This is a genomic window from Azospirillum sp. B510, assembly GCF_000010725.1.
Classification (GTDB): Bacteria; Pseudomonadota; Alphaproteobacteria; order Azospirillales; family Azospirillaceae; genus Azospirillum; species Azospirillum lipoferum_B.
The window spans coordinates 509,408-523,035 of the sequence record NC_013858.1 but is presented as its reverse complement, the minus strand read 5'-3'; the positions used below and the strand labels follow the sequence as shown (position 1 = coordinate 523,035).

Genomic DNA, 13,628 nt, shown 5'->3' with positions numbered 1-13,628 from the left:
GCCATGGAGCGCATCCGGACGGCCCCCCGCCCGCACTGGCAGGCCAGGCTCGAGGAGATCGGTTTCCCCTTCCATACCGAGCTCGACGGCACCGCCTATTGGGACGAAAGCGCCCATTGGCGCTTCCCGCTCGCCGAGGTCGAGACGCTGGAGGCGGCGGCCGAGGAGGTCTATCGCCTGTGCGAGGAGGCGGTCGGCCATGTCGTGACGCGGGGATTGTACGAGGCGGTCGGCCTTCCGCGCTGGGCGGCCCCGGCCATCGAGGCGAGCTGGGCGGAACGTGAGGGGCGGGACATGGCCCTTTACGCCCGCTTCGACTTCGCCTGGGACGGTATGGGCGGGCCGCCGAAGGCGCTGGAGCTGAACGCCGAGACCCCGACCTCGCTCTATGAGACCGCCGTCGCCCAATGGTGCTGGCTTCAGGATACCAATCCCGACGCCGACCAGTTCAACAGCCTGGAGGAGGCCCTGGTCGAACGCTGGCAGGCGCGGATGCGGGCCTTTCCCGCCCTGGCGTCGCAGGCGGAGGCGGTGCATTTCGCCTGCCTGATGCCGCATCCGGAGGATGAGGCGACCATCGCCTATCTCCAGACCCTGGCCTTGCGCGCCGGCATGACCACCAAGGCGCTGCCGATCCAGGCGATCCGCTACGACGACGCCTCCGGGCGTTTCCTGGACGATGCCGGTTTGCCGATCCGGCATCTGATGAAGCTGTATCCCTGGGACTGGATGATCCGGGAGACGACCGGCCGCGAGCTGGTGGCCGCCGCCGCCGAAGGGCGGATCCGGATGATCGAGCCGGCCTGGAAGATGGTGATGGCGTCGAAGGGGCTGTTCGCCCTGCTGTGGGCGCTGAACCCCGGCCATCCGAACCTGTTGCCGACGGCGCTCGACCGCAACGGCTTCGCCGCCGGCGGCAGGGTGGTGGCGAAGCCGCTGCTCGGCCGCGAGGGCCGCAACGTCAGCATCGCCACCCTCGACGCCGCCGGTTTCCCGGTCGGCCCGCCGATCGCCCAGACCGAGGGCCCCTATGTCGATGACGGCTGGGTGTACCAAGCCTTCACGCCGCTGGCGGAGGCCGACGGCAACCATGCCGTCTTCGGCGTCTGGATGGCCGGCGGCAAGGCCTGCGGCCTCGGCATCCGCGAGGACCGCGCGCTGATCACCGGCGACACCAGCCGTTTCGTCCCGCATCTGATCGCGGTGGGCTGACGGCGCGGGGGGCACCGGGTCTAAAGGACAAGCGCGTCGGCGATGACGGCGCCGCTCGCCTGCATCAGGTACAGCCCGATATGGTGGGCCACCATCTGCGGATGGGCCGCGGTGTCCGGCAGGCCGAGGTTGCGGGCGGTGGCGAGCGGCAGGTCGTAGGTGGCGCAGCCGGGCTCATGCACCACGATCTCGCGCAGCGGGCCGGTCATGCCGTGGTTGCGCGCCGACAGCAGGGCCTGCACCGCCTGGAGGACGCAAATGTCGGTGCAGATGCCGTCCACCACCAGCGTCTCGATGCCATTGGCGGCGATCCAGTCGAACAGCCGGTTGCGGCCGGTGGCGAGGTCGGTGGTGCCGACCACGCCGTTGATGCAGTCCTTGCGCATCAGCGTGACGCCGGGGGCGCCGTCCAGCCAGGACAGCTCCGCGACCAGCTCCTCCTCGCCGGTGCCGGCCTCGCAATGGGGCGGGTAGGGGTGTTCGGGCTTGCCCGGCTCATGGGTGTCGAGGAACACCGCGATGGGATATCCCGCCGAGAGGAACAGCCGGTCGCTGCGGTCGATCTCGGCGATCATGCGCGTGACCTGGGCGTTGGCGACCGGCGGCGCCAGATTGCCGCCGCCGATGGCGGCGAACCCGTTCACCGGATCGACATCGAGCTTGCCGACCCGCTTGCCGGCCAGCGCGACGCTGGTCCTGCGCACCGGCAGGGCGGCGGCGACGGTCTCCAGCGCGACATCAGGGGGAATGGGCGGGGCGATGGCCGGGCTGCTGATAAGGGGATCGGTCATGAAGCGTCTCCTCAGGGTCAGACCAGCACCGGGACGTTGGCGACGCCCTCGGTGCCGAAGATGGCGCGGTAGCGGGCGATTTCGGAGGCCGGGCCGGTCGCCTTCTCGTAATTGTCGCTGAGCTTGACCGCCCCCTTCCAGGCGCCGTCGACCTCGACCGCCGTCACCTTGCAGACCAGGCTCAGCGGATCGAGCCCCTGGCCGCTGCGCGGGTGGCAGCCGCGGAAATCGGAGGTCAGCAGGGTGCCCCAGCCATAGCCGTCGCGGATACGGCCGGCGAAGTTGCGGTGGAGCCGCAGGATGTCCTCGACGTCCAACCCGTCGCTGAACAGCACGCGCTTTTCACGGGGGTCGCGGCCGTGGCGTTCCAGCCAGCCGATATATTCCTCGCCCGCCGCCACCGGGTCCTTGCTGTCCACCCGCATGCCGGTCCAGTCCGCCACCCAGCCCTGCGCGTCCTTCAGGAACTGGGTCGAGCCGAAGGTATCCGGCAGGAACACCAGCATCGCGCCGCCATAGGTCTCCTGCCACAGCCGAAGCACGTCATATTGCGCGGCCCGCAGGTCGTCGTCGGTCCGCGCCAGCGCCGCGACCGTCGTCGGCAGCTCGTGCGCGTTGGTGCCGATGGCTTCCAGATCATGCTTCATGGCGAGATGGGTGTTGGAGGTGCCGATGAAGCGCGGGCCGAGTTCGGCCGCCATCGTCTCCACGACATATTCCTGCCAGAGGAAGCTGTGCCGCCGCCGCGTGCCGAAATCCGAGAGGCTGAGATCGGCCAGCGGGCGCAGCTTTTCGATCTTGTCCCACAGCCGGACCTTGGCGCGGGCATAGAGGATGTCGAGTTCGGTCTCCGTCATGGCGGCCAGAGCGGCCCGCGTCTTCAGCTCGTTGATGACGCTGAGGGCGTAGATCTCCCACATCGTCGTCATCGCCCACGACCCCTCGAAATCCAGGCGCCACTGGCCGTCCTGCTCCGACAGCCGGTAGTCGGGCAGGGCGAAATCGTCGGCGAGCCAGGCGACGAACTCCGGCCGGAAGATCCCGCGCTGGCCGTAGAAGGTGTTGCCCTGGAGCCAGACCGCCTCCGAGCGTTTCAGCCGCAGCGAACGGACATTGTCGAGCTGGCGGCGCAGTTCGGCCTCGTCGATGATCCGGGCCAGCTTCACCGAGCGGCTGCGGTTGATCAGGCTGAAGCGGACCTTCACGTCGCGGAAATGCCGCCAGATGAATTGCAGCATCGCCAGCTTGTACCAGTCGGTGTCGAGCAGCGAGCGGACGATGAAGTCGGTGGCGAAATTGTGGTTGTGGGCGCGGCTGCTGAAATTGACGAGCATGGCTGGAACCTCCTGTTCTCGCTGACCGGGTCACAGCCCGTAATGGTTGGTGACCGGCAGGCGCCAGCCCGGCCCGTAGGTCCGTTCGGTGACGACCACGCCCGGCGGGCTCTGGTCGCGCTTGTATTGCGCCCGCGCCGTCATCCGGCCGATGCGCTCGGCATAGGCGGTGGGGATCGGCTGGCCGACGGCGGCGCCCGCCAGTTCGGCGGCGCGGTCGGCGCCGTTCAGCCCCTCGACCATGGTCGCCAGCACCGCGTCGAGATGTTCGTAGGCGCCGAGCGCCTGCTCGTCGGTCTGGCCCGCCCGCAGTTCGGCGCTCGGCGGCTTGGTGATGATGCGGTCGGGCATGACCGCGCCATGCGGGCCGAGCAGGCCGGCGGGCACATGCGTGTTGCGCCAGCGCGCCAGGGCGAAGACCACCGTCTTGTAGACGTCCTTCAGCACCGAATAGCCGCCGCACATGTCGCCGTAGAGGGTGGCGTAGCCGACGCTCATCTCGCTCTTGTTGCCGGTGCTCAGCACCATCAGCCCGAGCCGGTTCGACAGCGCCATCAGCGTCATGCCGCGCGCCCTCGCCTGGATGTTCTCGAAGCTGGTGTCGTCCGGCGCCGCCGGCGGCAAGTCAGCGAAGACCGGGGCGAGCATGCGGTCGAACGCCTCCATCGCCGGCGCGATCGGTACGGTCAGCAGGCGGGTGCCGAGCAGGGCGGCGGCCCGTTCGGCGTCCTCCATGCTCGCCGCCGAGGTGTGGGGCGACGGCATGCGCACCGGCAGCACGCGGTCGGCACCCAGCGCGTCCACCGCGACGGCGGCGGACAAGGCGCTGTCGATGCCGCCCGACATGCCGAGCACCACGCCGGGAAAGCCGTTCTTGTCCACGTAATCGCGCAGGCCCAGAACCAGCGCCCGGTACATCGCCTCCGGCTCGTCGGGGTAGCTGTTCGGCGGCATGCCGAGCACGTCGCCGCGCCGCGGGTCCACTCCTCCACCCTCGCCGCGTTCCAGCGTGATGTCGAGGTCGCACTCCTGGAAGCCGGCCTGGGCGATCACCAGCCCGGCGCGGTCCATCACATAGCTGCCGCCGTCGAACACCAGGCTGTCCTGCCCGCCGATCTGATTGACGTAGAGGACCGGCAGGCCGGTGGCCTTGACCGTGCGGCGGCCGATGGCGAGGCGGACCGCCTGCTTTCCGCTCCGGAAATGCGAGCCGTTGGGCACGATCAGCACATCGGCGCCCTCGGCGGCCAGGGCCTGGGCGACCTTGCCGTGCCAGAAATCCTCGCAGATGGCGATGCCCAGGCGGAAGCCGCGGAAATCGACCGGCGAGGGCATCGGGCCGGGGGCGAAGACCCGCTTCTCGTCATAGACCTCGTCGTTGGGGAGGATGTGCTTGAGCAGGATCCTCATCGAGCCGTCGGTCTCGATGAGAAAGGCGGCGTTGTAGGGCAGGGCGGCGCCGTCGAGCGGCCCGCCGATCAGCACCGCCGGCCCGCCGTCGCCGCGCATTCCGGCGGCCAGCGCGTCGAGCGCCGTGCGGAAGTCGCGGCGGAAGCCGGGACGCAGAACCAGATCCTGAAGCGGATAGCCGGTGCCGAAACACTCGCTGAACACCAGCAGGTCGGCCTTGCCGCGATACTGTTCGCGTTTGCGGCGGACGATGTCGAAATTGCCCCGGAGCGCGCCGACCGTGGGGTTTGCCTGGACGCAGACGATGCGCAGGGTGGTGGATGGAGTGGTTGACATGGCAAAGCTCCTTTGCCGAATGCCGCCGGTCTGTCCGGCGGGCTTGGTCGTGTTGGGGGGCGATGTGATGAGACGCCACGCCGTCGCTGTGAACGGGACCGGGCGGTGGGCGGGCGGCGCGGTCAATCGTTGGACTGGGCGATCAGGGTCTGGATGATGTGGAAGTGATCCTCGAACATCTGTTCGGGATCGATTTCCGCGATCGGCATCCAGCGGGCCGATTTGGCGTCGTCGCCGCCGCGCACCTTGGGGAAGCCCTCGTCGGTGGCCTTGAGCTGGATGAGGAACGCCTGGGTCACCGTGCGGCCGCGCGACGAGCGGTAGGGATGGTCGAAGATCTGGCTGGCGCGGATGCCGCCCTCCAGGAAACCGACGGGAACCTTGAGCTTCGTCTCCTCCCGCAACTCCCGGATCATGGCGTCCTTGATCCGTTCATGCTGGCCGACGAAGCCGCCGGGCAGGGCCAGCAGGCCGCGACCGGGCAGGCCCCGGCGCTCGACCAGCAGGACATGGCCGGACAGCACGACCACCGCATCGGCGGTGAGAAAGGTCGGGGGGTAGGGCGCGCCGGCCCAGCCGGCCCTGTATTTGGCGATGTAGGCGCTTTCCTCGGCCAGCCGCCTGTAGTCCTGGGTTTGCGCGAACCGCGCCATGAAGTCGGCGACGGTCGCGGGCAGCGCCTCCTTCCAAGTCTCCAACGCCGCCGCCGCATCGGCGAAATAGGCGTCGCGGATGGGGGTGGCGGAAATTCCCCGGACATTCCCGGCTTCCACGCCGCCCCATTGCGGGAACATGCGCAGATACCGGCTGCTGTGGTCCTTGGCGTGGCCGATCAGGCCGATCACCGGGGCCGAGCCGTCGGGCGGCCGCTGGTGTTGGACGACGACGCCCTGCACCGCCGCCTGGACGTCGCGGATCCATTCCAGGTCGTTGTAGCGGTCGATGAGGGGAAGCACGGTGACGCGCTCGCGCTCTTCCGGCGGCAGGGCGTCCAGGATGCAGGAGCGCACCTCTTCGAAGCGGAAGGGGTTGCGGTGGCTGCGCGCCTGACGCGACGATCCGACCAGCAGGATGACATGCCGCCCCAGCGACAGGGCTTGCCGCAGGACGGCGAGATGGCCGAGATGAAAGGGGCGGAAGCGGCCGACGAAGACCATGAAATCATAAGTCGGGGCGACTGGGGCGCCTGGGGCCGGGACGCCCTGGGCGCCGGGGGCCGTGGTCTTCTTCGGCAAGGACAGAGGGCCGGACTCGCGTCCGGTGACGGTGGCGGAAGTCATGCTCAGCAAGCTCCTTGCTGAAGGAACGCCGCAGTCTATCTACGACACACCAACGATACGGTGATGGCGGGCGCATCTCAAGAGCCGCGGATAGGCTCTTTGGAGGTACCCTGCGAGCCAATGCCGCGCGACAGGAGGATTGCCCGAGCCACGCCACGCCTGATACGCTATATTCCATTGAATATAGTGAAGCGGTCATTCCGCCGGCTCCATCGCGGTGACCGCCCCCCTGCCGACCGAGGTCCTGGCCCCATGACGCCGTTCCGCCGCATCGCCGCCCTGACGTTGTTGTCCGCCACCCTTCTGGCCAGCCTCCATGCCTCCGCCGCCTGGGCGGAGGAGCTCGTCCTCTATGGGGCGGGCAGCCTGCGCGACGCGATGACCGCCATCGCCGCCGACTACGGCAAGGCGACCGGCACCAGCGTGCGCACCGCCTTCGGGCCATCCGGCCTGATGCGCGACCGGATCGAGGCGGGGGAGGCGGTCGATCTCTTCACCTCGGCCGACATGGGCCATGCGCTGACGCTGCGGAAGGACGGGCGGGCCGCCGCCGTGGTCATGTTCACCCGCAACCGGCTGTGCGCCTACGCCAAGCCCGACGCCCGGCTGGAGCCGGCGGTCTTCGCCGAGCGGCTGCTCGACCCGGCGGTGCGGATCGGCACCTCGACGCCCAAGGCCGACCCCGGCGGCGACTATACCTGGGAGATGTTCCAGCGGATCGAGCGGCGGCATCCCGGCGCCTTCGCCATCCTCGACGCCAAGGCGAAGAAGATCGTCGGCAACAGCACCGCCGCCGATCCCGCCGACCCCGACCCGATCGCCTCGGCCTTCGCGCGCGGCGACATCACCGTCATGATCGCCTATTGCAGCGGGGCCGAGCAGCGGCGGCGGGCCACGCCGGATTTGCAGGTGGTGCCGGTTCCGCCGCCCTACGCCACCGGTCCGGAATATGGTCTGGCGATCACCAGCCTGCAAAAGCCGGCCGCCGTCGGCCTGATGCTGGCGATCCTGTCGCCGGAGGGGCAGGCGACGCTGGCGCGCTTCGGCTTCGATCCGGTCGGTTTGCCGTCCGCATCCAGTGGGGAGCGTTGATCATGTCCCTGCCGTTCCGCCTCCCATTCCGTCTCCATGCCTCGCCGCACTCGCCGCCACAGGCCGGCATGGCGGCGATCCGGCCGCTGTTCGACGACCGCTCCGACGTCGCCGCCCTGGTCTATGGCGGTGGCGACGACCCGGACAGTCTGCTGTCCGCCTTCCTGCTCGACCTGCAAGCCCAGGGCTTCGACGCGGTGGGGGTGGTGCAGGTCCGCCCCGACGCGTCGGTGACCGGGATGGCGGCGCCCGGCTTCCGTCTGCTTCCCGGCCGGGGCGGCGAGCCCGCACCGGAGGGAAGGGAGGGCGAGACTCCCGGCTTTGGGACTCCGGGCGTCGAGACCCTGGCCGGCATCGGCCGGCGGCTGGCCGCCCTGGTGGAGTTGCGGCCCGACATCGTCGTGCTGAACCGGTTCGGCTGGCAGGAGTTGAACGGCTTCGGCCTGCTCGACGTTCTGCAACTCGCCATGCTGCGCGACGTGCCGGCGGTGATCGCGGTGCCGGACGCGCTGTTCCCGCACTGGCTCGACCTCGCCGACGGGCTGACCGTCAAGCTGCCCTGCGACCGCGCCGCGCTGGATCGCTGGTGGGCGTCGCTGTGGCGGGCACCATCTCCGGCCGGGCGGCGTTCGACGCTGTGCGAACGGGCCAAATGAGCGCGGGCTGACCATAAAAACAGACTGGGCGGGGTCCGCGCCGCCCGGCGGAAAGCCAGGGGTCCGGCCCGCGACGCGCCGGACGGCGCGCCGGCCCTGCCGGGGGGCATGCGCATGCTGGTTCGTCACCTGTCCTATTTCGTCACCCTTGCCCGCGAGAAGCATTTCGCCCGCGCCGCCGAGGCCTGCAACGTCGCGCAGCCGACGCTGTCGGCCGCCATCCGCAAGCTTGAGGAGGATCTCCAGGTCCCGCTGGTGGTGCGTGGCCACCGTTTCCTCGGCCTGACGCCGGAAGGCGAGACTGTGCTGGCCTGGGGCCGGCAGATCCTGACCGATTACGAAAGCCTGCGGGCCGACCTGTCGGGCCTGCGCCAGGGGCTGACCGGCACGCTGCGGCTGGGGGTGGTGCCGACGGCGATGCCGGCCGTGTCCGCCCTGACCACCCGTTTCGCCGCCGCCCATCCGGCCGCGACCGTCGAGATCCGGTCGATGACCTCGCGGGCGATCCGGCAGGGGGTTGACGCCTTCGAGCTGGACGGTGGCCTGACCTATCTCGACGGCGAGCCGCTCGACACCGTCCGCCACATCCCGCTCTACCGCGAGCGTTACGCCTTCGCCACCCACCGTGGCAACCGCCATGCCGGCCGCGGGACGATGTCCTGGGCGGAGGCGGTGGGAGAGCGGTTGTGCCTGCTGCACGAGGACATGCAGAACCGGCGCATTCTCAACCGGATCGCCGCCTCGGCCGGGCTGTCGATCGAGGCGGCGGTGGTCAGCGACAGTTTCCTCGGCGTCTTCTCCCATCTGATGCGGGGGGAGTGGTCGAGCATCGTCCCCCACAGCTTCGGGCCGATGTTCGGCCGCCCGGCCGATCTGGCGCTGATCGATCTCGTCGAGCCGGCCGTCAGCCAGCTTGTCGGCCTGATGCTGTCGAAGCGTGAGCCGCCATCGCCGATGACCCAGGCCCTGGCCCTGGCGGCGGCGAAGGCCGGCTTCGATCCCGACCGCGCCGCGATGGGCGGCGATGAGGGGAACAATGATGAGGCGGGCGGTTGATTGATGATGCCTATCGATCGTTCCAAAACATTCATTTTATAAAGCAGTCAGCACAACGCATCATTTTCTTGTCCAGCGCGACGGCCCGCAAACAGACAGGCGGCCTGGACGATCGGGGAAACGTCACAAGAAGAAGACGGGATGTCCGGTCCCGTCTGTCCCAAGCGGCCGCCATTTGCGAAGAAGGGCGGCCTGCGCGGAGGACTGGCGCTTTCTCCTTTGAAATTCAACGAAGGGGATAGAGAAATGGCCAAAGTTGTCTGTGTTCTGTACGACGATCCGGTGACCGGATATCCGACCTCCTACGCCCGCGACGATCTGCCGGGGATCGACGGTTACGCCGGCGGCCAGACGCTGCCGACGCCCAGGGCGATCGATTTCCAGCCCGGCACCCTGCTGGGCAGCGTCAGCGGCGAGCTCGGGCTGCGGCGTTACCTGGAAAGCCTCGGCCATGAGCTGGTCGTCACCTCCGACAAGGACGGCCCGGACAGCCGGCTGGAGAGGGAGCTGGCCGACGCCGAGATCGTCATCTCCCAGCCCTTCTGGCCCGCCTACCTGACCGCCGAGCGCATCGCCAGGGCGCCGAAGCTGAAATTGGCGCTGACCGCCGGCATCGGGTCCGACCATGTCGATCTCCAGGCGGCGATGGACCGCGGCATCACGGTGGCCGAGGTCACCTATTGCAACTCGATCAGCGTCGCCGAGCATGTGGTGATGATGATCCTGGGCCTCGTGCGCAACTACCTGCCGTCGCATGACTGGGTGCGCAAGGGTGGCTGGAACATCGCCGACTGCGTGGCGCGCTCCTATGATGTCGAGGGGATGCATGTCGGGACCGTCGCCGCCGGCCGCATCGGTCTGGCCGTGCTGCGCCGCCTGAAGCCGTTCGACATGCACCTGCACTACACCGACCGCCACCGGCTGCCGGAATCGGTCGAGGCCGAGTTGAACCTGACCTGGCACGCGACGCGGGAGGAGATGTTCGAGGTCTGCGACGTCGTCACCCTGAACTGTCCGCTGCATCCCGAAACCGAGCACATGATCAACGAGGAGACGCTGAAGCGGTTCAAGCGCGGCGCCTATCTGGTCAACACCGCGCGCGGCAAGCTGTGCGACCGCGACGCCATCGCCCGCGCGCTGGAGAGCGGCCGGCTCGCCGGCTATGCCGGGGACGTGTGGTTCCCGCAGCCGGCGCCGCAGGACCATCCCTGGCGGACCATGCCGCACCACGGCATGACCCCGCACATCTCCGGCACGTCGCTGTCGGCGCAGACCCGTTACGCCGCCGGCACCCGCGAGATCCTGGAATGCTGGTTCGAGGGACGGCCGATCCGCGACGAGTATCTGATCGTCGACGGCGGCAGGCTGGCCGGGGTCGGCGCCCACTCCTACAGTGCCGGCAACGCCACCGGCGGCTCGGAGGAGGCGGCAAAGTTCAAGGTGGCGGTGCCCGCCTGACCGCTTGCGGACGGTCCGATGGTGGCCGGCGCGCCTCCCCGCCCGGCCTCCATCGGATGGCATGGTGGCAACCGCCGGATATGGACGGCTATGATGCGCCATGACGGTGCGAGAGGCGGATGTGACGGAAACGGCGGCTTACCATCACCTGATAGCCACTGTGGCATCCGGCGGCGTTTCCGATGTCGGCCTTGCCGACATGCGGGATCTCGGCCGCATGCTGCTGCGCCGGTGCAGCGCCGCCGCGGCACCCTATCCGGCCGCGCTGGGGCTGCCGCCCGACGATCTGGGCGCGCTGGTCGCCGCCGTCTTTCCGGCGGCGGCGGTCGGCTGGAGGCCGGGGCGGTGCTTTTCCCGCCATATCCATCGTCTGGCCGGTGTGGAGGCGGAGTGCCCCCACGCCTGCCCCGCCCATGATGATAACGGTGTACCGGACGTCACCGCGTCGGAGATCCTGCGGCTGAGGCGCGAGGAGGAGGATTTCCTCGGTCTGCTGCGGCGCCATCGCGGCGCGCAGGATCCGATCGGCGCGGTCTTCGCCACCGTCATCGCGCGGGCCTGCCTGGAGAACGACCATCTCTGGCGCTCGCTCGGGCTGGCGGGGCGCGCGGGGCTGGCGGGGCTGCTGCATCGCCATTTCCATCCGCTGGCGTCCGCCAACACCCGCAAGCTGCGTTGGAAGCGCTTCTTCTACGAGCGTCTGTTCGCCGAGGGGCGGCCCACCGACCGGGCGACCGTCTGCGCGACCTGCTCCCATCATTCCGACTGCTATGGCGACGCCGGAACCGGCGCCGGTCCGGTGTGAGCGGTCTCGCGGAGCGTCCATCGGCCGCCGAACAGCGGGCCGGGTGGCGAGCCCTGCGCGAAGACCGCGCGGGCCACGGCTTTTGAAACCGGTGGAGGGTCGGCCGGCTCCTGCCAAACGCCATTATTTGACTTAGATCATGGTTGGAAAAAATAGCTCACCGTAAGTTTATTTCCAGAAAACACTCATAATGTGAGGCTGCGAGCATGACAAATCTCCATCAATCCCAGCAAGGGGAACGTATTCTACTGGCCGCTTTGCGTATTTTCGTCGGCTGGGTTTTCCTCTGGGCGTCCATCCATCATTATGGCAGCACCGGCTACGTTGCCGGCTTCCTGTCCTCCACCAAGACCTTCAATTTTATTTATGGTCCGCTGTCCCAGTCGGCGCTGATTCCCGTCATCGCCTTCCTTGTGGAATATGGACATATGTTGATTGGCCTATCCCTGATCTCGGGTCTTTTCGTCCGCGTCAGCGCGCCTTTCGCGATCTTCATCATGCTGACCTATTGGACGGCCCATCTGGATTTCCCCTTTGTCCAGAATCACAACAACTTCCTGGTCGATGAACACCTGATCTACGCCTTGCTGCTGGTCTTGCTGGTCATGCGCAGGGCAGGTCATTATTTCGGTCTGGATGCGGTTGTTTCGCGTCTCGGCATCGTGGAAAGCAATCCCACGCTGCGCTGGCTGGCTTGAAGACAAGACGAAGGTCGGCCAGACGAAGGTCAGCCGGCCCGCACCCCCTGTCCGGCGGTTTCCCGGAACCGGGCCGGATGATGCTCTCATCACCACGCCACAGCGTCTGAGAAGGATGGGGCCGCCTCACGCCACCGCGTGCAGGCGGCCATTCTCCAGCCGCAGGCTGCGGTCGGCCCAGCCGGAGACCGGCAGGGCGTCATGGCTCGCCAGCAGGACGGCGGCGCCGTCGCGGCGGGCGGCGGCGGCCAGCACTGCCAGGGCATGGGCGGCGCGCGGCGCATCCAGCCCGCTCAGCGGCTCGTCGAGCAGGAACAGGCGCGGACGCCCGGCCACCAGACCGGCCAGCGCCACCAGCTGGCGCTCGCCGACGCTGAGGCTCGGCGGCGGTCGGTCGGCCAGCGCCGTCAGGCCGAATTGCGCGATCACCCGGTCCACCCGATCGGCGCGGTCGGGCGGACGCAGGCCGGCGCGGGTCAGGGCGAAACCGATCTCCGTCCGCACCGTCTCGGCGAAGAAATGGCGCGGCGGCTCCTGGGGCAGGAAACCGACGCGGCCCGGCAGGTCGCGTGGGCTGGGATTGCGCAGATCGGTGACGGTGATGGTGCCGTCCTCCACCGGCTCCGCGCCGATCAGGCAGCGCAGCAGCCGGCTCTTCCCCGCCCCGTTCACGCCGCTGAGATGGAAACGCCGGCCCGCCGGCAGCGTCATGGCCAGCCGGTCGAACAGCGGCGTGCCGTCGCCGCGCGGCAGCCGCAGCCCTTCGGCCAGCAGAACCGGAGGAGCCGGCCCGGTCTCCGGCCTTGGCCCGTCCTCGTTGGCAATACCACCGTTCGGAAACGGGGAGGCGGCGTGGCCGTCCGGCGCCGGCATGCGCAGATGGACGGCGGGCAGACCGGCCATCCGTTCCGGCCGGTGTTCGCTGACCAGCAGGATGCGTCCCTTGGCGAGGCGCCGGCGGATGATGGAGCGCAGCCTCTGCACCCCGTCGCCATCCAACAGGGCGAAGGGTTCGTCGAGCAGCAGCACCGCCGGATCTGCGGCCAGGGCGGCGGCGATGGCGAGGCGGTGGCGCTCTCCCATCGACAGGCTCTCCACCATGCGGCCGGCGGCGGTTTCCAGCCCGACCTCGCGCAGGAGATCCGCGATCAGCGCCGGGCCGTCCCCGGCAGCCGCCGCCATGACCGTGTCCACCCGGCCGGACCGCAGGGGGCTGTCGGGCAACTGCGGCACGAAGACGGCCGGACGGGCGGTTCCCAGCGGCACGGCGATGCCGCCATCGACCGCCATCACCCGTCCGTCATGGCCCGGCAGCCCGGCGAGCGCCCGCAGCACGCTGGTCTTGCCGGTGCCGGTCGGGCCGGTGATCAGGCCGCATTGTCCGGCGGTCAGATGGATGCGCCCCAGCCGCAGCCATGGCGCGCCGTCGCCGAGTATGACGATGGGTGGCTTCATCGCTCGCTCTCCACGCCCCGGTGCCGGATGGACAGTCGTTATATT

Annotated in this window: 12 protein-coding genes; 7 read left to right on the top strand and 5 right to left on the bottom strand. The window is 69.0% G+C overall.

What is annotated here, in order from left to right:
• Positions 1 to 3: 3 nt before the first annotated feature.
• Complete coding sequence (locus AZL_RS29600) at positions 4 to 1,212, top strand: glutathionylspermidine synthase family protein (RefSeq protein ID WP_012978065.1); 1,209 nt, start codon at positions 4 to 6, stop codon at positions 1,210 to 1,212.
• Positions 1,213 to 1,232: 20 nt separating this feature from the next.
• Here the strand turns inward: AZL_RS29600 and AZL_RS29595 are convergent, their stop codons facing one another.
• The 4 genes from AZL_RS29595 to AZL_RS29580 all read right to left on the bottom strand — a co-directional run bounded on the left by AZL_RS29595 (position 1,233) and on the right by AZL_RS29580 (position 6,363).
• Entirely contained in the window at positions 1,233 to 2,003 is a 771-nt protein-coding gene (locus tag AZL_RS29595) for an isochorismatase family protein (RefSeq protein ID WP_012978064.1), read from the bottom strand.
• Between the two features lie 17 nt (positions 2,004 to 2,020).
• The gene (locus tag AZL_RS29590) at positions 2,021 to 3,337 is read right to left on the bottom strand and encodes a nicotinate phosphoribosyltransferase (RefSeq protein ID WP_012978063.1); all 1,317 of its coding nucleotides are present in this window, start codon (positions 3,335 to 3,337) and stop codon (positions 2,021 to 2,023) included.
• 30 nt (positions 3,338 to 3,367) lie between these two features.
• Positions 3,368 to 5,083, bottom strand: coding sequence for an NAD+ synthase (locus AZL_RS29585; protein ID WP_012978062.1), 1,716 nt, complete (start codon positions 5,081 to 5,083; stop codon positions 3,368 to 3,370).
• Between the two features lie 122 nt (positions 5,084 to 5,205).
• Positions 5,206 to 6,363, bottom strand: a complete 1,158-nt coding sequence (locus AZL_RS29580; protein ID WP_012978061.1) for a bifunctional nicotinamide-nucleotide adenylyltransferase/Nudix hydroxylase — start codon at positions 6,361 to 6,363, stop codon at positions 5,206 to 5,208.
• 252 nt (positions 6,364 to 6,615) lie between these two features.
• Here AZL_RS29580 and AZL_RS29575 point away from each other — a divergent pair, with 252 nt between their 5' ends.
• From AZL_RS29575 to AZL_RS29550, 6 genes are all read left to right on the top strand, one after another.
• Positions 6,616 to 7,455, top strand: coding sequence for a substrate-binding domain-containing protein (locus AZL_RS29575; protein ID WP_012978060.1), 840 nt, complete (start codon positions 6,616 to 6,618; stop codon positions 7,453 to 7,455).
• Between the two features lie 2 nt (positions 7,456 to 7,457).
• Positions 7,458 to 8,111, top strand: a complete 654-nt coding sequence (locus AZL_RS29570) for a DUF2478 domain-containing protein (protein ID WP_052293807.1) — start codon at positions 7,458 to 7,460, stop codon at positions 8,109 to 8,111.
• Positions 8,112 to 8,225: 114 nt separating this feature from the next.
• Positions 8,226 to 9,167: a LysR family transcriptional regulator gene (locus AZL_RS29565; protein ID WP_012978058.1), complete on the top strand. Its 942-nt coding sequence runs from the start codon at positions 8,226 to 8,228 to the stop codon at positions 9,165 to 9,167.
• Between the two features lie 246 nt (positions 9,168 to 9,413).
• Complete coding sequence (locus tag AZL_RS29560) at positions 9,414 to 10,625, top strand: NAD-dependent formate dehydrogenase (RefSeq protein ID WP_012978057.1); 1,212 nt, start codon at positions 9,414 to 9,416, stop codon at positions 10,623 to 10,625.
• Positions 10,626 to 10,725: 100 nt separating this feature from the next.
• The gene (locus AZL_RS33695; RefSeq protein ID WP_012978056.1) at positions 10,726 to 11,430 is read left to right on the top strand and encodes a nitrogen fixation protein NifQ; all 705 of its coding nucleotides are present in this window, start codon (positions 10,726 to 10,728) and stop codon (positions 11,428 to 11,430) included.
• Between the two features lie 206 nt (positions 11,431 to 11,636).
• Positions 11,637 to 12,128 carry a DoxX family protein gene (locus tag AZL_RS29550; RefSeq protein WP_012978055.1) on the top strand — a complete coding sequence of 164 codons (492 nt, stop codon included), beginning with the start codon at positions 11,637 to 11,639 and terminating at the stop codon, positions 12,126 to 12,128.
• 126 nt (positions 12,129 to 12,254) lie between these two features.
• Here the strand turns inward: AZL_RS29550 and AZL_RS29545 are convergent, their stop codons facing one another.
• Positions 12,255 to 13,583 carry an ATP-binding cassette domain-containing protein gene (locus tag AZL_RS29545; protein WP_042446213.1) on the bottom strand — a complete coding sequence of 443 codons (1,329 nt, stop codon included), beginning with the start codon at positions 13,581 to 13,583 and terminating at the stop codon, positions 12,255 to 12,257.
• Positions 13,584 to 13,628 lie beyond the last annotated feature (45 nt).